Annotated in this window: 20 protein-coding genes and 3 pseudogenes; 4 read left to right on the top strand and 19 right to left on the bottom strand. The window is 59.1% G+C overall.

The window, feature by feature from the left end:
- Positions 1 to 3: 3 nt before the first annotated feature.
- The 3 genes from AC4CWF_RS19330 to AC4CWF_RS19340 are packed head-to-tail and all read right to left on the bottom strand — an operon-like array spanning position 4 to position 1,502.
- Positions 4 to 303: a TrbC/VirB2 family protein gene (locus AC4CWF_RS19330; RefSeq protein ID WP_491286841.1), complete on the bottom strand. Its 300-nt coding sequence runs from the start codon at positions 301 to 303 to the stop codon at positions 4 to 6.
- On the bottom strand, positions 300 to 962 hold the full coding sequence (locus AC4CWF_RS19335; protein WP_491286843.1) for a lysozyme family protein: 663 nt from the start codon (positions 960 to 962) through the stop codon (positions 300 to 302). The genes AC4CWF_RS19330 and AC4CWF_RS19335 overlap by 4 nt, the downstream gene beginning before the upstream one ends.
- Before the next feature lie 3 nt (positions 963 to 965).
- Positions 966 to 1,502: a hypothetical protein gene (locus AC4CWF_RS19340; protein ID WP_491286845.1), complete on the bottom strand. Its 537-nt coding sequence runs from the start codon at positions 1,500 to 1,502 to the stop codon at positions 966 to 968.
- Between the two features lie 97 nt (positions 1,503 to 1,599).
- Here AC4CWF_RS19340 and AC4CWF_RS19345 point away from each other — a divergent pair, with 97 nt between their 5' ends.
- Positions 1,600 to 1,953 carry a MarR family transcriptional regulator gene (locus tag AC4CWF_RS19345; protein ID WP_491286847.1) on the top strand — a complete coding sequence of 118 codons (354 nt, stop codon included), beginning with the start codon at positions 1,600 to 1,602 and terminating at the stop codon, positions 1,951 to 1,953.
- 270 nt (positions 1,954 to 2,223) lie between these two features.
- Here the strand turns inward: AC4CWF_RS19345 and AC4CWF_RS19350 are convergent, their stop codons facing one another.
- The 5 genes from AC4CWF_RS19350 to AC4CWF_RS19370 form a co-directional block, all read right to left on the bottom strand.
- On the bottom strand, positions 2,224 to 2,808 hold the full coding sequence (locus AC4CWF_RS19350; protein ID WP_491281691.1) for a plasmid pRiA4b ORF-3 family protein: 585 nt from the start codon (positions 2,806 to 2,808) through the stop codon (positions 2,224 to 2,226).
- Entirely contained in the window at positions 2,808 to 4,463 is a 1,656-nt protein-coding gene (gene tnpC, locus AC4CWF_RS19355) for an IS66 family transposase (protein WP_491281692.1), read from the bottom strand. Before tnpC ends, AC4CWF_RS19350 begins: the two co-directional genes overlap by 1 nt.
- Positions 4,464 to 4,541: 78 nt before the next feature.
- Positions 4,542 to 4,889 (bottom strand): IS66 family insertion sequence element accessory protein TnpB, encoded by a 348-nt coding sequence (gene tnpB, locus AC4CWF_RS19360; protein WP_491281693.1) that lies wholly within the window; start codon positions 4,887 to 4,889, stop codon positions 4,542 to 4,544.
- Positions 4,886 to 5,227, bottom strand: coding sequence for an IS66-like element accessory protein TnpA (tnpA, locus tag AC4CWF_RS19365; protein WP_491281694.1), 342 nt, complete (start codon positions 5,225 to 5,227; stop codon positions 4,886 to 4,888). Before tnpA (AC4CWF_RS19365) ends, tnpB begins: the two co-directional genes overlap by 4 nt.
- Positions 5,228 to 5,270: 43 nt before the next feature.
- Positions 5,271 to 5,534: a DUF4143 domain-containing protein gene (locus AC4CWF_RS19370; protein ID WP_491286849.1), complete on the bottom strand. Its 264-nt coding sequence runs from the start codon at positions 5,532 to 5,534 to the stop codon at positions 5,271 to 5,273.
- 244 nt (positions 5,535 to 5,778) lie between these two features.
- On the opposite strand from AC4CWF_RS19370, the pseudogene tnpA (AC4CWF_RS19375) reads away from it, so the two are divergent.
- Positions 5,779 to 6,071: pseudogene (gene tnpA / locus AC4CWF_RS19375) on the top strand (IS66-like element accessory protein TnpA); the annotation flags it as partial.
- 196 nt (positions 6,072 to 6,267) lie between these two features.
- On the opposite strand, the pseudogene AC4CWF_RS19380 reads toward tnpA (AC4CWF_RS19375), so the two are convergent.
- Both AC4CWF_RS19380 and AC4CWF_RS19385 read right to left on the bottom strand, forming a co-directional pair.
- Positions 6,268 to 6,514 (bottom strand): annotated as a pseudogene (locus AC4CWF_RS19380) (type II toxin-antitoxin system VapB family antitoxin).
- Positions 6,515 to 6,716: 202 nt separating this feature from the next.
- Positions 6,717 to 6,914 carry a hypothetical protein gene (locus AC4CWF_RS19385; protein WP_491286851.1) on the bottom strand — a complete coding sequence of 66 codons (198 nt, stop codon included), beginning with the start codon at positions 6,912 to 6,914 and terminating at the stop codon, positions 6,717 to 6,719.
- Positions 6,915 to 7,122: 208 nt separating this feature from the next.
- Here AC4CWF_RS19385 and AC4CWF_RS19390 point away from each other — a divergent pair, with 208 nt between their 5' ends.
- On the top strand, positions 7,123 to 8,670 hold the full coding sequence (locus AC4CWF_RS19390) for a Fic family protein (protein ID WP_491286853.1): 1,548 nt from the start codon (positions 7,123 to 7,125) through the stop codon (positions 8,668 to 8,670).
- A 117-nt stretch (positions 8,671 to 8,787) separates the two neighbouring features.
- On the opposite strand, the gene AC4CWF_RS19395 is transcribed toward AC4CWF_RS19390, so the two are convergent.
- The 9 genes and pseudogenes from AC4CWF_RS19395 to AC4CWF_RS19435 form a co-directional block, all read right to left on the bottom strand.
- Positions 8,788 to 9,105, bottom strand: coding sequence for a transposase (locus AC4CWF_RS19395; RefSeq protein ID WP_491286855.1), 318 nt, complete (start codon positions 9,103 to 9,105; stop codon positions 8,788 to 8,790).
- 109 nt (positions 9,106 to 9,214) lie between these two features.
- Positions 9,215 to 9,557 (bottom strand): annotated as a pseudogene (locus tag AC4CWF_RS19400) (GSU2403 family nucleotidyltransferase fold protein); the annotation flags it as partial.
- Positions 9,558 to 9,618: 61 nt separating this feature from the next.
- Positions 9,619 to 9,852, bottom strand: a complete 234-nt coding sequence (locus AC4CWF_RS19405) for a hypothetical protein (protein WP_491286857.1) — start codon at positions 9,850 to 9,852, stop codon at positions 9,619 to 9,621.
- Between the two features lie 736 nt (positions 9,853 to 10,588).
- Positions 10,589 to 11,962, bottom strand: a complete 1,374-nt coding sequence (locus tag AC4CWF_RS19410; protein WP_491286859.1) for an alpha-glucosidase/alpha-galactosidase — start codon at positions 11,960 to 11,962, stop codon at positions 10,589 to 10,591.
- 24 nt (positions 11,963 to 11,986) lie between these two features.
- Positions 11,987 to 13,654, bottom strand: a complete 1,668-nt coding sequence (locus tag AC4CWF_RS19415) for an ABC transporter ATP-binding protein (protein ID WP_491286861.1) — start codon at positions 13,652 to 13,654, stop codon at positions 11,987 to 11,989.
- A 14-nt stretch (positions 13,655 to 13,668) separates the two neighbouring features.
- A complete protein-coding gene (locus tag AC4CWF_RS19420) occupies positions 13,669 to 14,808 on the bottom strand; it encodes an ABC transporter permease (RefSeq protein ID WP_491286863.1) in 1,140 nt (379 codons plus the stop codon).
- Position 14,809: 1 nt separating this feature from the next.
- A complete protein-coding gene (locus tag AC4CWF_RS19425; protein ID WP_491286865.1) occupies positions 14,810 to 15,817 on the bottom strand; it encodes an ABC transporter permease in 1,008 nt (335 codons plus the stop codon).
- A gap of 81 nt (positions 15,818 to 15,898) precedes the next feature.
- Positions 15,899 to 17,983, bottom strand: a complete 2,085-nt coding sequence (locus AC4CWF_RS19430; RefSeq protein ID WP_491286867.1) for an ABC transporter substrate-binding protein — start codon at positions 17,981 to 17,983, stop codon at positions 15,899 to 15,901.
- A gap of 108 nt (positions 17,984 to 18,091) precedes the next feature.
- Positions 18,092 to 19,558, bottom strand: coding sequence for an alpha-glucosidase/alpha-galactosidase (locus AC4CWF_RS19435; RefSeq protein ID WP_491286870.1), 1,467 nt, complete (start codon positions 19,556 to 19,558; stop codon positions 18,092 to 18,094).
- A gap of 200 nt (positions 19,559 to 19,758) precedes the next feature.
- Here AC4CWF_RS19435 and AC4CWF_RS19440 point away from each other — a divergent pair, with 200 nt between their 5' ends.
- Positions 19,759 to 20,652, top strand: coding sequence for an AraC family ligand binding domain-containing protein (locus AC4CWF_RS19440; protein WP_491286872.1), 894 nt, complete (start codon positions 19,759 to 19,761; stop codon positions 20,650 to 20,652).
- Positions 20,653 to 20,661: the final 9 nt, after the last annotated feature.

Genomic DNA, 20,661 nt, shown 5'->3' on the forward strand with positions numbered 1-20,661 from the left:
GCGTCAGCTTCCAACGATGGTGTTGACAAGTTCGGTGGCGCCGAAAATTCCCCCGATGCCGATGATCCAGAAACCGGCTCTTCGAAGATCCATGTAGCCGAACATCCAGGCGATGCAGATGATGATCACGGCAATGACCGCCAGCAACTTGGCGATGTTGCCGGTGAGCATGGTCACGATATTCTGCAGAACGCTCTCGATGCCGGCTGCTTGCGCGAAAGCCGGCTCAATGGCGCCTACGAGTATAACTGCGGCCATCAGTGCCGGGGCTGCATATGGACGAATATGAACTTTGAACGTCATTCACTTTGCTCCGATGGATTGTTCTGGAACACGAGGGCCGAGGAACGCCGTCTGGAATTGAAGACATCCCAGGATGCTGCCTGTTCACTTTCGGGAAATTGATGTGGAAGCTCCCGCACGGCTTCATCTTTGGGCTTCGTGGCGGACATTGCTTCATCATCAGGGCCAGCGACGGTCACCGAAGCCAGCTTCCCGGACCGTCGCGTCGTCTCACGACGGATTTGCTCATCGTATTTGTCCATCACACCGGCGGACGGATCGTCACGCCCATAATAGAATTCAAGCATGACGGTTTCGGCCCTACGCTGGTTGGCCCCTGCACGCAAAGCGAGACGATAGTAGCCATCAAGAAGGATGCCTGTGGCCTTCAGGTTGAGGCATGGGTCGAAGGCATCGGACAGCGAAAGCCCCATTTTATGGAGTTCTTCGACTCCAAGCCCCCCAAGGCCGATCTGGATATCCTTGCGCTTTGCGATTAACGACGTAGCCACCTCGATCGCCTCGGCCTTGCTGGCCGGCTGAGCGGAAAGCGGCGAGCCCTTGCTGATACGGATTGCGAATGGGTGGAAGCGGCTCTGCAAGCTGACCACGCTGGCGAGCGTTTCCACCTGAACCATAGGGGCGCAACTTTGCGCGAGTTCGACGAAGCCGGCCGCCATCGCTTAGTACCACACACGCTGCTTGCCGACGCCATCGATTGTCACGTCGACATAATGGGGCTGGGGCCGCACATTCGGGCGCATGATTGCATAACCCATGCATTGCAGGCGATCGCCTATCCGCTGCCAGCGTGGTGAGACGACCGGGTCAGACCCGCCATAATTGTCGCGGTCGGAAGAGCAAAGGGAATTGCTGACCTGCCGGAGGGTTTCCGAAACACAGGTCGCCTGGTCACCACGGGGACTGTAGCGCCCCGACAGCCCGTAACCCGCATCGCAATAGTAGGGCTCATATCCCGGCCGGGAGCTTTGAAAGCTGACGCCACTGCACGTCGGGAACGAATGCCCTTTGGCAAGCTCCCGCCAAAGCTTCTGGATCGGAGGACGGCATTGCGCATACTGGGTCGGGCCGCCGGGATTGGAGAGGCACAGGATTACTTCACATCCCCAATCATTGGCTCGCGCACTCACGCTGGAAATCAGGTAAAGTGGCAATATGCACACGATCAGAAGCACAGTGCTCTGTAGAAGGTTTTTCATGGACCGGACCCTCCGAGACGGCGGCAACCCAATTCGGGAGCAGTGTTCTGCTCCAACGACTCATCCTTTACTAACTTATATAACACAGTAAAAAGTTATGACAAGAGCACTCAAGACACAATGGCACAGCCTTGCCTTTTCAGGTCTCATACTCCACGAGATCCTCGACAACCCGCTTGAAGACGAGACCCCGCAAGCGCGGCTGAAGCAGATCGGCATGATGACGATCCTCTACACCATGACCCAAGCCCATCAGCAGCTAACCCTCTCGAATATCGTTGAAGTTACAGAGCTCACGCGTGGTGGCGTGAAGGAGACAATCGATCTCCTCGTTAAACGGGGCATGCTGACGGAAACCATGGTCAAGAATTCGATGGGCCGCGGGACGGCGCGTCAATTCGAGATTTCAGAGGTTCTTCTGAAAAAGATCAGCACGTTCAAAGGCGATTAAATCGAGCCTTTATATGATACATTTCAACCAGTTAAAGAAACGCCGACACCATATCTTCATTGGTCTGCATCCATAGGCCCAATCCCTGCGTCGACAGACATGATGCGCCACGGTTTCTCGCTGCCGCTGCAGCAAGCAAAGCCTCACAAGCCGAGAAATCCTTTTCACATTGACCACAGGATTGAGAGGGGCGTTGCCTGCATGCGTTAGGGGAACGGTGTAATGCGGTCATGATCCTGCAAGGAGTAAGCATTCGCCGAGGACCGCAGGTCAGCTTTTCTTGCGCGATCGGCGCTTCCACTTTGCGGCTAGAGCCTCGACGTTTTTGCGGAGATTGGCGGCGTCGACATCGCCCGGATCGTAGTGTGCGTGGCCCCACCATTCGACAAGTTCGTGGTGACGCTCATGGTTGGTGTCCGCAATGGCTTCGCGGAACTCTTGATAGCCCCAGGGACCGCCGACATCCTCCGGTGGACACCGTCCGACAACCTCGAGAAGGAATGGATCTTCGAAGCCGGCGGTCGCCGGAAAGATCTTTTCGATTTTCACAGAGTGCGTCCAGCCGTCGCCGAAGTCATAGAGATACTTGAATGACTTCGCGCCAATATCTTCGATGGCAGCAAGAAGCGTTTCCTTGCGTGCATCGATGGGACCACCAAAGCCGTCATCAGGCAGGCCGAAGCCGATGTCACGGATCCTGAACTCATACAGATGGCTGTTGGTCCAGCCGAAGGCCTCCTGAAGGATCTCATGAAGCCGGTCCAGCCGAATGCGGAATGGCACGACAACGCGGCGCATCACCAAGGGGTCAACGTCATCGAGCGTGACCTTCAAGCGAACGAGAGGACCAGCCATCAGGCCGCCTGCCTCAGTGGCGATGTTGCGGTTTTCCGCCAATTCCAGGGGAGAAGCTCATCAAGACGGCTGGCTGGATGATCGGCGATGCGGGCGAGAACATCGGCAAGCCAGGCCTGTGGGTCAATGCGGTTCATCTTCGCGGTGACGATCAGGCTGTACATGGACGCCGCCCGCTGCCCCCCTCGATCGGACCCGGCAAATAGCCAGGCTTTTCGTCCGAGCGCCACACCGCGCAGAGAGCGCTCCGCGCAATTGTTCGACAGGCAGATACGGCCGTCGTCCAGGAAGCGGGTGAAGGATTCCCAGCGGTTCAGCATATAGTCAAATGCCTTTGCCAAGTCATTGTCGCGCGGCAACCTGGCGCGGTGTTCGCGTATCCATATCTCCATGTCGTCAATCAGCGGTTTTGACAACTGCTGGCGGATTGCTTTTCTCTCATCGGGAGTGCGGCCATTGATATGGCGTTCGATTTCGAACAAAGCGTCGATCCGCTGCACCATGTTCAAGGCGACCGGCGAGATGACGGCGGCACTTTTACCCTGCGCTTTTCGGCGCGCGTTGGCCTCCAGATCGGCTTGCGCAAAGAATGGTCGCCTGGCATGCGCCCAACACGCTGCCTCATGAATCGGGCCCGGACTTCGATCAGGAAGATAAAGCTGGCCATAGCCCGTATAGGCATCCGCCTGAAGGATACCGCTATAGTTGGCCAGATGCGCCTGTGGATGTTCGCCGGCCCGGTCCCGGGAATAATAGAACATCGCCGACGGAGGCGCCGTACCGCCAAACGGAGCATCATCCTTGACGTAGCTCCATATCCGACCGGTAACGGTTTTGCCGAGAGCCAGAACCGGCACGGTCGTGTCATCACCGTGGATCCGTTCAGACGCGAACGTATGGCTTTCAATCCGCCGCACCAGCGGATCCAGGACCTGGCAGCACGTGCCAATCGCGTCTGCCGCAGTCGACAGACTGATTGGCACACCTTCCAGGGCAAAACGTTCGACCTGGCGATTGAGCGGAATGTGCTGGCCAAACTTGTCGCACAACATCATCGCCAAAAGGCTCGGACCAGCCCACCCTCTCGGTATGACATGGAAGGGTGCAGGTGCCTGGCTGATCTTCTCGCAGTCACGGCAGGTGAACTTTTCCCGAACGGTCTGAATGATCTTCCAACTCCGCGGTACGCTCTCCATCGTTTCGGTAATGTCTTCGCCGAGCTTGCGAAGCCGTTCACCGCCACAGCAGTTGCAGGCAACCGGGCCTGGCACGACAAAACGCTCACGCGGCAGATGTTCCGGGAATGGCTTCTTGACCGGCCGCTTGCGCGTAAAGCCGGTGACCGCAATCGCCGCCGCCGCAACGGCCATCTCGGCAGCAAGCTCATCTTCGGTCGCCGTCGCTTCGGCGTCCTCAAGCATCAGCTCCATCTGAGCAATCAGCCGCGCCGTCCGTTCCGACTTCTGACCGCGCAGTTCCCGTTGCAGCTTTTCGATATAGACTTTCTGGCGAAGAATGATGGCCTGATCATCGGCTTCCTTGGCCTTGGCAACAGCCAATTCGGCCAAAGCGGTAGCTCGTTCCAACCGCGCAATCGCCAGCTCTGCCTCCAGGGCAGCAGCATGATCACGGGGATTTTCCGAGCCGGTTTCCATGCTCGAAGTGAATCATAAAACCACTGATTTGTATAGCTTTTCCTGGCGCCCCGCTCGCAAATCCCGCCCCAAAAGACACTATCCAGCGCTCGTCGGCCGCCATGTCTGCTGCGGGTTCCGCCAGTCAATTCCCTCAAGCAAATAGGACATCTGGCCAGCCGTCAGCGCAATAGCTCCACCCTGCGTCGCCGGCCAAATGAAACGGCCGCGCTCGAGCCGCTTTGCGTATAGCGAAAGCCCAAATCCGTCATGCCAAAGAGCCTTGATCAGCCGGCCGCTTTTCCCGCGGAAGACAAAAACGTCACCCTTGAACGGATCACGACCCAAACCTTCCTGCACGATCAGAGCAAGGCCGTGCATTCCCTTGCGCATATCGCAATGGCCGCTCGCAATCCAAACCCGCACGCTCGAACTGATCGGGATCATTTGAGCGCACGCATCACGGCTGCAGCAAGATCACAAGGCGCCCCGGACGCAATCCTCACCTTGATACCGTTCGCAAAGTCCACAACGATGGTTGTCGCACAACCATCGCCGTTGCCAGGAACGTCCAGGACAGTTGCCGGCACGAAAGCGGGCTCATCTTTCAAAGACAGCGCTTGGCGCCGCCACGTGTAGAGCAGCCCCGTCGAAACATCAAAACGACGCGCTACTGCCGAGACATTTGCCCCCGGAGCAAATGCTGCCTCCACAATCTCCCGCCGTTCATCCGGTGACCAACGACGACGTCGTTCTTGACCCGTCAGCAAAATGGCCTGTGCCATCGTTCCTCATTGCGCTCTTAAGTTCACTCTCAAGAGCGCAAAATCACGATATCACCAAAAACTCGCAAGGCGGTCCACGCCGGAGGGATACTGCAAGGACGAGGCCTCGCAAGAAGCGGTCACCGACCGCTGCCTGCAACTGACGTAGCCCGCGAAAATCATCGGTCTTGACAGTCGCAGACGCATTCACTTCAATACCGATGACCCGCCCACGCCGATCCTCAATCACGACCTCAACCTCATCCAGATCCTTCGTTCTATAAAGCGAAAACGATACACGTCTCTCGGACCGGGATACCAGCTTCATCAATTCGGAGACGACGAAACCACGGGCCTCCGGTCTTGAAGCGGCGGTTTGCTTGAAACTGGTTCAACCGACACGTCTTCCAGCGCCCGTCAAGCGGAGGGGCCTCAATTCCAGCAAAGTGTGCGCCTTGCTGAGGTCGTCTGTAAGCGCCGTTTCTGTCCCATTCGTTCCGCTGCTGTTTGAGCATGGTTGCGCATGCGAGAAGGCTTCCATGTTTATCTGGAAGCTGAATGATGGATAATGTTTTGTTGGTCGCTATGAGAGGTCGTTGAGCCGCGCCGCGGTAACCGGCGGTGGGCCGGATGACGTGAAGGCTCGCATTATCGCGGAAAGCCTTGAGCCTGGTGCGGGCGTTGTGGATGTCGTGCGTCGTCACGGTGTTGCGGCAAACCAGCTTTCCGATTGGCGACGTCAGGTGCGCGACTGCCGTTTGCGGCAACAACGACTCCGTCGCAGCACGACGGTATCGGACCGGCATTCGTGCCTCTGGTAATCGCTGCGGAGCCGCCTGAACCTGTCAATCCTTTGTCGCTGCCAAAGCTGGCCTGCGGCAGGCTTTCGGTCGACGATATCGGCATGTTCAATTTATCCGGGCGGGCCAAGCCAAGAACAGTCTCGAGAACAGCGATCGGTGATGTGAATGGCCGCTTGGCTGAAGCTATGGCATCGGATACGCGCAACGCTTCCGGCTCGTCCTACAGCAGGGCTATAATCGCGCATGCGTCAACGAACATCAGCGATCGTCCCACATCGCGTCAAACGCTTCACGGGGAAAGAGTATTGTGCGCGTGGCCGCCGAGCACCACCTGGTGCTTTGCTCTGATGCGGGCGGCCGTTTCGAACGGCGTCTCGGCGCGACTGCGCCGTTCGATCGCTTCCCGCATGGCGATGACGATCGCATCGGTGATGCCGACGCCTGTCATCTGCGCGAACTTTCGTGTCAGCGCATCGGCTTCCGGATTGTTGACGTGAATGGCCATAACGGCGCCATGTAGATAATTTAAAAAAAATCTAGACGATCAACGTGCCTTTTTCAAGGACATGCTCGGCGTCTGTCCCGGCAGACGCGCGATACCGATCTGGTACGGCGGCTTCTTTCGCCCGCATCGATCGATGTAACATCGGCGATGATCTTAAACGTGCAGCGGAGGGATTCGACATCGTCGCGAAGCGTCGGCAGTTTCATTTCGTCGCGCTTCCCCGGTCTTGAAACGACGGTCTACCTGAAGCTGGTTCAGTCGACACGTTCTCCAGCGTCCGCCAAGCGAGCGTCCACAATTCCAGCAGATGGTGTTTCTTGCTCAGGTTGTCCGCACGCTCCGCAACTACGCGCTGCTCATCCTCAGGCGGCGTCTGTGTCAGCTTATCGAGATCATCCATATTTCGTCCTCTCCAACTCGCTCAGATGTTCGACGGAGAGCTTGTCCGCCAGATCGATCAGCCGTTTGTGGAGGATCCCTTGGCTCATGCCGTCCCTCGGTATCAATCTTCGCAAATTTAGCCTCGTAGTCATCGAAATTCATTGGTGATAATCGAATTTCATGAGAAATTCACACCGGAACTCACTTTCAGAGGCGGGTAACAATTCATGGCGCAGGAACGAAGAAAGCCGTTTTCAGGCGCGGTCAGCATTATTCACGGCCGCAGGATACCAGAAGCCGCCACCCCTGTCGGCTACGCTGCGCTGATCGATGCCTTTGAATTACCCGTGCCTGTGCCAATCAACCTGTCAGCGATCGGCCCACGCCACAAAGTTTATAAGGCCGAGAGTTGGAACATTTACACCCCACGCCATCAGCCGGACAATGACCTTGCCGGGCACTTGACCTTCGCGCTGCGCTATGAAGGGTTGGACCTTGCCGTTCTGAAAGCCCTGTTCCGGGAAATTGGGCCTGAACCGATCGCTGATATGGTGCGCGCGGCGCCTACTGGCGCCTATGCGCGACGGCTGTGGTTTCTCTACGAATGGCTGCTCGGTATACGGCTCGATCTGCCCGACGCAGCACAGGGCACCTATGCCCTTGTTGTCGATCCCGACCGGCAATTCGCGGTGGGTGGAGCGAGTTCGACAAGACATCGGGTGAAGAACAATTTGCCCGGCACACCAGCATTCTGCCCGATGATCTTCCGTACGCCCGCCCTCGACGCGTTCGTTGCGCGCGGTCTTGGAGACGAAGCGCGGCAGTTGATCGCCGAAGTGCCGGCGGACCTGCTTGCACGCACCGCCGCATTCCTGCTGCTCAAGGATTCGCGCTCGAGCTTCCAGATCGAGGGAGAAGATCCACCGCAAGATCGCATCCAACGCTGGGGCCAGGTGATCGGTGAAGCCGGTCGCCGGCCAATAGACCGCGCTGAACTGGAACGGCTTCAACGGATTGTCATCGGCGACGCGCGCTTCGTCCATCTCGGCCTGCGCGTCGAGGGTGGCTTCATCGGCGAACATGATCGCCTGTCGGGCGCGCCTATCCCCGATCATATCAGCGCCCGACATGAAGACCTGCCCTCGCTGATCGACGGGCTGGCCTCTTTCGACCGCAGCGCGGCACAGCACCTCGATCCTGTTCTCGCCGCAGCAGCCCTCGCCTTCGGCTTCGTCTACATCCACCCTTTCGAGGACGGAAACGGCCGACTGCACCGCTATGTGGTCCATCATGTTCTCGCCGAGCGCGGGTTCAACCCTCCGGGACTCGTCTTTCCGGTCTCGTCCGTCATCCTGGACCGCATCAATGACTATCGAACCGTCTTGGAAAGCTACTCACGCCGCCTTTTGCCGCTTGTTTACTGGCAACCAACGGATCGTGGCAATGTCGCGGTGCTGAATGACACCGCTGACTTCTACCGCTACTTCGACGCAACGCCGCACGCTGAATTCCTGTTCGAATGCGTCGCCCGAACGATTGATGTGGATCTGCCGGCCGAGACGGCATTCCTACGCGTCTATGACGCGTTTAAGATCGAAGTGCAGCAGATGATCGATATGCCCGATCGCTTGCTGGACCTCTTGTTCCGCTTCCTACGCCAGAGCGAAGGACGACTGTCAAAGCGAGCTCGCGACAAGGAGTTTTCAGCGCTCAGCGACGCAGAGGCCGCTCGAATTGAGGCAATTTACGCCGAAATCCAGCGAGCAGCAGGGTGACGCCATGTCATCCACCACGTTTGCAGGCGGCGGCCGTTGAAGCTGAAATACCGGTCATTCAGGAGACATCAACGTCAGACAAGCTGCATTGGAGACGTTTACAAGGATCGGCCATCCTCACCCCAGCAGCTCTTCATCACGTGTCACAACGGGCACAAATCGCATCTCCTGTTCGTCCGAGACCCACGCGCTGGCGCAGCGGCGCCAGTCATGGAGAAAGCCCTGGCTGACACCATGCTCGCGCGCCACAGCTGCGATATTGGCACCAGGCCCGAAACGCGCCGCCGTGATCTTGGCCTTGTCTACCCCGGATAGGCGCCGCTGGTTACCGCCAATGATCACTGACACGGTGCGCTGACCTTCCCGATCTGTCCGAACTGCCTTGCGCATCATGCTGATGACCATCATCAGCATGATGCGAAACCAACCTGTCATCGTTTGCCACTCGTCCAACCTCACGACTGCAGCATTCAACAGACGGCCATTGCGCGCGATTCGAAATCTGTGTTGAATGTGGGCGCTCGCAACGGTTACGGCATGAGGACTAACCTTCGAACGGAAGCGCAATGTCTTCCCGGTTTTTCTTTTCTCCCTCGATAAGGACTGTTTTGAAACGCTCAGCACCTTTTGCTGGCAAGATCCCGCCCTGTTTGAACCGCTTCCTGCCATGCAGTTCCGCGCTCCCACGCCTCATTGTAGACGGGCGCAAGGTCGGCTGATCGCCTCGTCTGCTGCAGGGCTTCGAAGAGCAGCGCGGCTTGGCGAACGTCCTTCTCCCGCTTCGCTGGCCACTGCCCATCAGTGTGCCGGTGTCTGGCGACGATGAGCTTGTCGATCGCGTGCCGGTAGGGATCGGGAACAACGGCTAGGACGCCGCTTCGGTGGACCGCACAAATCAACGCCGACTAGCGGAAGCCGGGAACGACACATCCGGCGGGTGGGTGCGCTTCAAGCCTCTGCCTCATCGTCGGAAACCCCCTCCATCAGACCGTCGAAGACTTCCATCATCGCGTTGGTGATGGCCTGACCGAGCGCATTTCCGGCGACACGGACATCGTCTTCAGTGCCATCGCGCGCCGCGCGGGCAAGCTCGAAACCCTGATCGGCGACGATCTGCTTGGCCACCTCGATGGCCCAAAGCCCAAAATCGCCTCGATTATCAATCTGGATTGCGTCTTCCATTCTCCGCTCCTCTGTCTTGATCGAATCCTGTTCCACAGGCACAGATCGATGGCAAGCCCGAACCTTGCGGCAGGATCGTCACCTGGATGGGGCGCGCCATTGTGGCGTGGAAAAGGAGAAGCATCGTTCGAAAGAATGGAGCCCACGGGTCTGACCCCGCGCGATAAGCAAAAGAAATCGCCTTTATCGCCGACTTTATTGCCGCGTAATGGGCGATAAAGTGGGCGTTTATGGCTCATGCGTGAAATGGGAATTTGAGAGGTGGCCGGATCTCGAATGGAACCCCGAACTGCTACGGGTCAGGGACAAGCATCCGTCGAGAATGCGGCTATCACCGTCGCACCATGCACGATCCGGGCAAGTATGACCGCGATAACGTCGTGATCGGACTGGTCAGCTCGGATGCTTTGGCACATCAACAATTGCGGGTGAAGTCCTTGAACGCGACAGGGTGCAACCATCCCTTCGCCAGCAGCTCGAAATTTCCGCACCTGCCTTCCACAGCAACCCGGCAGAGGCAGGCATTGCCGCGATGATGGCGAGCCTCTACCGCCACCCTCTTGCCCGGCGCGACGGAAAAGCAAAAGGAAAAAATGCCATTGTATCTGTCTGGTTCGCTATGATGCTGACAGACAGACGGCGTTCCGATGTGATCCCGCTGCGGCGCTGCCAAAGTTCGACCAGGCGCCACATCCACAGAAACGGCGGGCACCCAGCCCGCCGTTTCGCCTGAGGTTTAAACCGCGATCGCGCGTGTCTGCGGCACTTGCGTCCACTCGGGCAGCCATTCGCGATGGGCGATGAGCAAATCATCGACCAGCGACCAGATCTGGTCGAGATCGAGTTCGGCGGCCGTGTGCGGGTCCATCATTGCGGCATGGTAGATATGCTCGCGGTTTTCGGTGGTGAGAGCGCGCACCGTCAGTTCCTGCACATTGATATTGGTGCGCATCAGCGCCGTCAGCTGTGGGGGAAGCTCGCCGATATAGGTGGGCTGGATGCCGTTGTGATCGACAAGGCACGGCACTTCTGCAGCGCAATTGGTTGGCAGCGAGGTGATGCAGCCATTGTTGCGCAGGTTGCCGTAGATGACCGAGGGTTCGCCCGTCCACACGGAATTGATGATGGAGGAGGCATATTCCTTCGACTGGCTGACCTCGATCTTGTCGGCCGAGCGATAGGTTTCCGCCTGTCCCTTCCAGCGCTCGATCTGCTCGATGCAGCGCTTTGGATATTCATCGAGCGGAATGCCGAACTTTTCGATCAGGTCCTCGCGGCCCTCCTTGATGAAATAGGGCGTGTATTCGGCAAAATGCTCGGAGCTTTCGGTGACGAAATAACCAAGCCGCGTCAGCATCTCATAGCGCACCTTGTTGGGGCAGCGCGGGTTCCAGCCGGGCTTTGGCGCCCTCCCCTCGCGGTAACCGCGCACGAGATCCGGGTAGAGATTGCGATAGCTGCCGTCCTTCTGGCGATGCTCGAATTCGAGGAAAAACGCCATGTGGTTGATGCCGGCGGAGCGGTAGCGGATTTCCTCGTAGGGTATATCGAGGTCATGGGCGAGTTCCATCGCCGTGCCCTGGACCGAATGGCAAAGGCCGACCTGGCGGATCGAGGGATATTTTTCCGCAATCGCCCAGGTGTTGATCGCCATCGGGTTTACGTATTGCAGCATGATCGCGTCCGGGCAGACCGCCATCATGTCCTCGCAGATCTTCCACAGATGCGGCACGGTGCGCAGGCCACGCATGATGCCACCAACGCCGAGCGTGTCGGCAATCGTCTGGCGCAGGCCGTATTTCTTTGGCACCTCGAAATCGGTGACCGTGCAGGGCTCGAAACCGCCAATCTGGAAGGCGACGACCACGAAATCAGCCCCTTCCAGCGCTTTACGCTGGTTGGAAAAGGTTTCCGCCGTTGCTTTCACGCCAAGCGTCGCAATCAGCTTGTTGACGACGATGGCGCTTTCTTCAAGCCGTTGCGGGTTGATGTCCATCAGGGCGATGCGCGCCTGCGACAGCGCGGGGCGCTGCAGCACGTCGCCAACGATGTTTTTCATGAACACGGTCGATCCCGCGCCAATGAAGGTGATTTTCGGTTGTCTTGCCATGTTTACCTCCGGCATATTCCGCACTCAGGCGATTTCAAAAGCGGCCTTGACGAGCCGCTGCGTGTATTCGGTTTTCGGGTTTGAAAGGACGTCTTCCACAGGTCCCTGTTCGACGATCTGTCCGTGCTGCATGACGATGACGCGGTGGCAGAGGGCGCGCACCACTTTCAGGTCATGCGAGATAAAGAGGTAACTGAGGCCCCTCTCCGCCTGCAGCTTGCGCAAAAGCTCGATGATCTGCGCCTGGACGGACAGGTCGAGCGCCGATGTCGGCTCATCGAGCAGAATGAATTCGGGCTCCAGCGCCACGGCACGGGCAATTGCAATGCGCTGGCGCTGGCCGCCGGAAAACTCGTGCGGAAAGCGCGACAGGATATTTCCCGGCATGCCCGCTGCCTCCAGGGCATCGCGCACCCGCTCCAGCCGTTCGGCCTTGCTGTGGCCGATGCCGTTGACGATCAGCCCCTCCTCGATGATCTGGCCGATGGTCATGCGCGGATTGAGCGAGGAAAACGGGTCCTGGAACACGATCTGCATGCGGGCGCGCAGTGGCCGCATCTCGGCGCGCGTGCGCCCGTCGATGCGCTCGCCATCAAAGCGGATTTCGGCTGATGTCGGTTCGTTGAGCCGCAGCAGCGACTGGCCAAATGTCGTCTTGCCTGACCCGGATTCGCCGACGAGCCCCAGGGTCTCGTGGCGGCGAAGGGTGAGGCCCAAGCTGTCGACGGCCACCAGTTCGCGAAGGTCCGGCTTGAAGAAACCGCCGTGGCGCATCATGAACGAGACCCGGACACCCGTGGCCGACAGGAGGATATCGGAACCATCAGGCAGCGGCGGTGCCACCCCGTGCGGCTCCGACGACAGGAGCTTCTTGGTATAGGGGTGGCGCGGGCGGGCAAAAATCTCTTCCGTTGCATTGTGCTCGCACATGGCGCCGTGCTGCATGACATATACGTAATCGGCGAACTTGCGCACGATGGTGAGATCATGGGTGATCAGCACCACCGCCATGCCGCGTTCCTTCTGCAGCTCGCGGATGAGGTTGAGGATCTGCGCCTGCACGGTCACATCGAGTGCTGTGGTCGGCTCGTCGGCAATCAGCACGTCCGGATCATTGGCGAGCGCCATCGCAATCATCACGCGCTGGCGCTGGCCGCCGGAAAGCTGGTGCGGATATTGTTTCAGCCGCGCTTCGGCTTGCGGAATATGAACCTGGCGCAACAGGTCAAGCGCCCTGCCCTCTGCCTCTTTCTGGCTCATGCGGGAATGGATGCGGATCGCCTCGACGATCTGGCTGCCGACTGTATAGAGCGGATTGAGCGAACTCATCGGCTCCTGAAAGATCATCGAAATGCGGTTGCCGCGCAGCGCCCGCCGGGCATCCTTTGAATACTTCAGGATGTTTTTGCCATCAAAGGCAACGGAGGCCGCGGGCGAGATCTTGGCCCGCTTCGACAGAAGCCCCATGATGGTGCGGGCCGTCACCGACTTGCCCGACCCGGATTCGCCGACAATGGCGATGGTTTCACCGCGGTAGAGCTGGAAGGAAATGTCCTTCACCGCATCCACCGTGCCGTGTTCCACCTTGAAGGTAACGCCGATATTGCGGGCATCGATAACGGGTGCAGTGTCGCGGCCGGCGTGATCGAAGCGCACCGGCGGTGCAAAGGCGTTTTGTGCTGAAAGAGCCATGGTCAAAACCTTCCTCAATAGGGATCGACAGCATCGCGCAGGCCGTCACCCAGCGCGTTGAAGGCGAAAACGGTGATCAGCACGAAGCCAACAGGCGCAAGGATCCACGGATAGGAGCCGATGACCGAATAGGTTGCGGTATCCTGCAGCATCAGCCCCCAGGAGATGAGCGGCGGCTTCACGGCAAAGCCCAAAAAGCCGAGGAAGGATTCCAGAAGCACCACTGTCGGGATATTGAGCGTCACGGCCACGATGACATGGCTCATCACGTTCGGCAGGATGTGCTGGAAGATGATGCGCCAGTCGGTGGCGCCAATCGCCATGGCGGCGCGCACATATTCGATGCGCGACAGGGCCATGGTTTTTCCGCGCACCTCGCGTGACATCTGTGCCCAGCCGAGCGCCGACATGACCGCCACCACGAAGGCGAGGAACACGTTTGTCGGGGCCGTAACCGGGATCAGCGAAGTCAGCGCCAGGTACAGCGGCAGTTGCGGAAAGGCGAGCACGATATCGACAAAACGCTGCACCCAGGCGTCGATAGCGCCGCCGAAATAACCCGACATCAGGCCCACACTCGTGCCGATCACGGTGACGATGAAGACGACGCTCAGCGCAATGGCAAGCGAGATGCGTGAACCGTGAATGGCGCGCGACAGCACATCCCGGCCGAACTTGTCAGTGCCCAGAAAATTGACCGGCTGGCCATCGGTTGCGCCAAAGAAGTGGCGGCTCGCCGGGACCAGGCCGAAGAGGCGGTATTCGGCACCTTTGACGAAAAAGCCGAGGTAACGCGGGTTGTCATAGTCAGGCCCAACGATGGGCTGGAAGGTGACGGGGTCGAGTTCTTCGGTTTCCGCGAGCACATAAACGCGCGGGCGAAAACTGAAACTGCCGTCCTTGTCGGTAAAGCTGATCGCCTGCGGCGGCGTGAAGCTGGCGTTCGTCTCCAGCGGGTCCATCGGCGCAAAGAAATCGGCAAAGATCGCCGTGACGATGAGGAGAACCACCAGCACCAGGCCGACCATGCCGGTGAACGAGCGCCGGAAGCGGCGCCAGACCAGCGCGACATAGGTTTCATTGGCGGCATGGCTTGCGGGGGCAGCCGTTTCTTCCGCGACAATCTGGTTTGGATTGTTGTCGAGCGCCATCATCTCATGCTCCCCCGAATTCGCGCACGCGCGGGTCAAGAAGGGCAAGCAGCATGTCGGCGATGATATTGCCGATGATCAGCGTTGCCGCGAGCACCATCATGAAGGTTGCGGTGACATAAACGTCGCCGACCGCCATCGACCCGACGATAGCCGGCCCGACCGTTGGCAGCGAAAAGATGATCGCCGTCTCGATCTCGCCGCTCAGCATGTAGGGCAGCACGACACCCTGATACATGATGAGCGGATGGACGGCATTGGGCACCGCATGGCGCAGGATGACGGCGCTTTCCGACAGCCCCTTGGCGCGGGCGGTTTCGATATACTGGGCGTTCAGCGTGTCGAGCAGGTTTCCGCGCATCACCCGCATATTGTAGGCAAGCCCGCCGAACACGGCGATTGCCACCACCGGCCAGACATGGCTGACGAGATCGGCAAACTTGGCAAAGGACCAGGGCGCACCGCCATATTGCGGTGAAAAGAAACTGCCGATTTCCGACACGTTGAAATGGAAAACCATCAGGTAGACCATGACCAGCGCCATCAGGAAGCGCGGAATGGTCATGCCGAGGAAAGAGATGGCCGACAGCAGGTTGTCGACCCAGGAATATTGGCGGGTCGCTGCCCAGATGCCGAAGGTAATGCCGAGAATGGACGCCAGGATGTGGCAGACAAGTGCCAGCGCCAGCGTGCGCGGCAGCCGTTCGCCAACCACTTCGGCCACCGGCTTGTTATAATAGAAGCTGTAGCCGAAATCGCCGCGCGTCACGATGCCCGTAATCCAGTCGAAATATTGCACGATCATCGGCTGATCGAGCCCGTGTTCGATGCGATACGCCTCTGCCTGCGCTTGCGCCTGCGCGAAACTTGCCCCGCCCTGGTTCATCAGCTGCGAGCGGATATAATCGGCATAATCGCCGGGCGGCGCCTGGATGATGGCGAAGGTCACGATGCTGAGGATCAGCAGCACCGGGATGGCAGCGCCGAGGCGCATCAGCAGAAATCTCAGCATGGTATTCTTCCTCCTTCTATGCGGGTGCCGTCCCCTTCCGGCCGCGCCTCACGCGCGGCCGGTCGTCTTGTGGGAGGAGGACTACTTGACCGTGCCTTTATCGCCGGGCTTGCCCGGAAGCTGCTCGGGATAAAGCTCGTATTTTCCCTGTTTGTCGGCAGAAACCCACAGGCGTTCGCGCATGATGGCATCTTCAGCCCAGTTGAACATGAAGATGGGCGTGCCCGGGGGGACGTTGGAGAAGCGCTTGTTGATGATCAGCGCACCCGGATATTCGGTGAGACCAATCGTGTAGAGGTTTTCCGTGTAGATCTTCTGGTACTGCTTCATCAGGTTGGCACGTTCTGCATTGTCCTGCGTGCCGATGAAGCGGTTGACGAGATCCACCATCTCCTTTTCAAACGGCATCAGATCGATCGGCTTTCCCTCTGGCGCGCGGTGGTTCCAGCTGGTGCGCGGGCCGACCGGGGCAAGCTGGTCGGTGTTTTGCACGACAGAGGAAAGCTCCGTGCTGTTGCGGCGCACCATCCAGTCGAAGCGGCCGGCATAATGGGCGGCATCCCGCTGGTTGGAATCCAGCGCATTGATCACCACCCGGATGCCAAGCTTTGCCATCTGGCCGACCACGCCTTCGGCAAGGCTCTTGTCGGTCGTGTAGCTGTTGTTGACCAGCATGACGACTTCGACATTCTTGCCGCCGGCCGTGCCTGCCGGGAAGTTGACGATGCCATCGCCATCGGTGTCTTTCAGCCCCGCCTTGGCAAGCCCATCCTTCGCCGCCTTCAGATCAAACGGATAATAGACGGTGGAGGCGCGGTCATAAAAACTGGTGCCGGAGGACAGCCCGCCCGGATAGATCGCCGTGAACGGCCCCTTGACCAGCGAATCCCCGATCGCCTTGCGATCGAGCGCCGAGGTAACCGCCTTGCGGAAATCGGCGTTGCGGTTCAGTTCACGCACCGCCTGTTCCCGCTCGTCCGGATTGCCCCAGCCATTGCCGGAAAAGTTCATCTGCAGGCTGTAACCGATGAGGCGCGGACCAAAAGCAAGGCGTGCCGGCGCATTGGCATCGGCTGCCCGCCGCAGCGAGGCGACGAAGTTTTCCGGCTGTTCGAGGTTGGAAATATCGCCGGAGCCGGCCACCGCCTGCACGTCGCGGTCTGCCCAAGTGGAAAGCTTGTAGTGAAGCTCGTTCAAATAGGGCAGCTGCTGGCCCTTCTCGTCCACCTTCCAGTAATAGGGATTGCGCCGGAGAACGACGATATCATCAGCACGATATTCCACCGGCACCCAGCCGCCCATCACGGGCATGTTCATGTATTCCGGCGGAAAGGCGTTCTTGAACTGGTTGTAGGTATTGCCGGAATATTTCGGATGCTGCGGCTTCAGGATATGCGCCGGCCCCGGGCAGAAGCTCGGATAGGACATGGTGTAGAGATACTGCTTGGGAAACGCGCTCTTGAAGGTCCATTCGACGGTGTAGTCGTCAACCTTTGCAAGCGTCGTGCCCTCGCCAAAGGCTTCCGGCGAGGCACCGCCGCCGAGCGGCGAGACATTGGGATCGAGCACCGCGTCTTCCCAGTAGAACATCACGTCATCTGCCGTGAACGGCACGCCATCCGACCATTTGGCGCCCTTCACCAGATGCATGGTGAGCTTGTGGCCATCGGCCGACCATTCCCAGCTTTTGGCAAGGTTCGGCAGCGGTTCTGTGTCCTTGGCATTCACCTGGAACAGCGGTGCGGTGCGTGTGAGGCATTCCGACAGCGCAATATCGATGCCGCCCCAACCCTGGCTCTGGCCGGCGGTATAGTTCCAACCTTCCGGGCGCCCGCCAATGACATGGCGCATGGTATCGCCGTAGACGCCGGGGCCATCCGGCATGTTGGCAGTTTTTTCCACCAGCGGCTCTTCCGGCAGCCGGTCCTTCAGGGGCGGCAGCTTGCCGGTCTTTTCAAACTTGTCGACCACCCATTGCGGCTGGCTGTAGCTCGGCAGCGCCTTGAATTCCAAAATGGTATCGCGCGCCACATAAGTAATCTTGCCTTCCGCCGGAAACTGCGGCGGCTCCGGCGGCGTCGAGGTTTCAAAGGCGTGGGCGCAGAGCGCAATCAGCGAAACGCCGAAGCTCAAGGCGGCGGTACGGAGCCTGCGTGTCTGTGTCATCATCATTCCTCCCAAACGGCAGTACGCCCCGCGCCTGCCTCTCCCTAGTTTTGACGGGTGCAGCGACGGGTCTCCCGTCCTTCGCCGCATCCGCCTTGTTTTTTCGGGTCAGACGGCCGCTTTCTGCGCCGCCTTTTCCACCCGCAATTCATCGATGGAACGCACGGTGCGCCGGGCAGCGCCCGCCCAGTCGCGTGTCTTCACCTTGCCTTCGGCAAGCCGCGCGCGGGCGGCTGGAACCGCATGGGCGTATTGCGGCAGCCACTCAGCCTGCGCGACAACCATCTCATCCACCATTTGCCAGACCTCCTCCGGTGTGGCGACCGCACCCACCAGCGGATCGTGCAGCACGGCAAGCTTCAGGAGGTCAATATCGCCGGTGATGGCGGCATGAACCGACATGCGCTGGACGTTGATCGAGGCCATGCAGGTGGCAGCACAAGCTTCCGGCAGGGTGATGCCCGAGACCATGTTGATGCCGAAGCGATCGACAAAACCGGGCGATTCAATGATGGCGTCCGTCGGCAAGTTGGTGATGATGCCATTGTTCTTGACGTTGAAATGGCCGCGATAGACCCTGCCCGTCTCGAGCGCTTCCAGAATGTGGCTGGCATGCTCATTCGACCGCTTGGACTTGTCGAACGGCTTTGCCGCGGAGCTAAGAAACTGCGGGAACTCCGTCTCGAACCAGTTGCGGGTTTCCGTGGAGTGGCGCAGATAACCGCCGGTTTCGCCGTGGATCCAGTCCGACATGTCGATCCAGCGGGTGATTTCTTCCGGCCGCTTGCGATACCACGGCAGGTATTCCGACAGGTGGCCGTTACTTTCCGTCGAATAGACGCCAAACCGCTTCAGCACGTCGATACGCAGCTTTTCCTGCTGCGAAAACACCGGATGCGCCTCGAAGGCGGCCACCAACTCATCCTTGCCGATCGGCCGGCCATTCAGCTTCAGATCGACGAACCAGGTCTGGTGGTTGATGCCCGAGCAGATGTAATCGAGATCGCTCAAGGATTTTGCGCCGAGCACTTCGGCGATCTGTTCGGCGCCGTGCTGAACACCATGGCAAAGGCCGACCGTATCGACCTTGCCATATTCGATGGCAGCCCAGGTGTTCATCGCCATCGGGTTGGCATAATTGAGGAACTTGGCGCCGGGCGCTGCCACCTCGCGGATATCCTTGCAGAAATCGAGGATCACCGGAATGTTGCGCTGGCCGTAGAGAATGCCGCCGGCGCAGATCGTATCGCCGACGCACTGGTCGATACCGTATTTCAGGGGAATGCGGATATCATCCGCATAGGCTTCGAGACCGCCGACCCTCACGCAGCTGATGATATAACGCGCACCTTCGATGGCCTTGCGCCGGTCGGTCGTCGCCGTCACTTTCGCCGGCAGCTTGTTGACCTTGACCACCGTCTCGAGGATCTCGCGGATCATCGACAGATTGTGCTCGCTGACATCAGTCAGCGCGAATTCCACATCCTGAAACTCCGGCACGCACAGGATGTCGGTGAACAGCTTTTTGGTGAAGCCGACGCTGCCGGCCCCAATGATAGCGATTTTGAAACCCATTTTCACATCCTCATTGCGAACCGAGCGCGGAAAGCCGCCGGGATAGGGGACAGGATGTCAGAAATACTCCTCACCCATGGAAAACCCTGAAATACAGGGACAAGCCACTTGCGCGCCTCCCGAAGGCTTCCCATTAATGTCTCCTCGGTGCAGGATTATGCGCATATTCCGCCCCCGGGCCAGAGAAGGATTATGCTATCATGGGTAATTTTGTGCTGCAGGATCTGGTCGACAAAGGGCCTTCGGTCCGCACCGTTTCCCTGCCGCGCGGGCGCCATACGCTACACACGATGCCCACAAGCAGCGGTTATGAAATCCGCAAAGGCGGCGGATACGACTGGGACGGGCGCAAGCGTGGCCAGGCACCATTTACCGTGCTGCAGCATTGTATCCGCGGGCGAGGAAACTTGCGTTACGAGAACCGCCTGACGCAGGTGAAGCCGGGTGAAACGCTGCTTCTGCTCATCCCGCACAATCACCGCTACTGGCTGGAACGGGACGAAAGCTGGGAATTCTTCTGGATCTCGATGAATGGCGAGGAGGCGCTGCGCATCCATCGGTCGATCCTTGCCATTACCGGCCCGATCCTGCGCCTGAAACCTGAAACCATCGACCAACTGGCCGATTGCTGCCACCGCCTGGTGACGGGCGGCGAGACGCCGGGTTCAGCATCCGCCATCGCTTACGAGGGAGCCATGGCACTTTATGACGACGTCTTCGGCTCTCACCCGACATTCGCGCAGGAATACCGCACGCTGCAGCATGTGCTCGCACATATCCAAACCCATCTGGGCGACCGGTTAACGGTGAGCGATCTTGCCGAAGTCGCCGGCCTCAGCCGCGCCCATTTCTCCCGCATCTTCACCGCCAGCGAAGGCCTGCCCCCCGCTGAATTCGTGCTGCAAAAACGCCTGCGCCGCGCCGCCAAACTGCTCACCACCGCCGCCGACATGCCGATCAAGGAAGTCTCGGCGCTGTGCGGCTTCGAAGACCCCAACTACTTCTCCAAAGTCTTCAGGCGCCTTTATGGCACCAACCCGAGCGATTTTCGCACGACGGGGATGTATGCGAGCGTGGGGAATTCGCAGAGGTAACGTCAGAAT

This window comes from Neorhizobium sp. PAMB6630 (genome assembly GCF_058242775.1).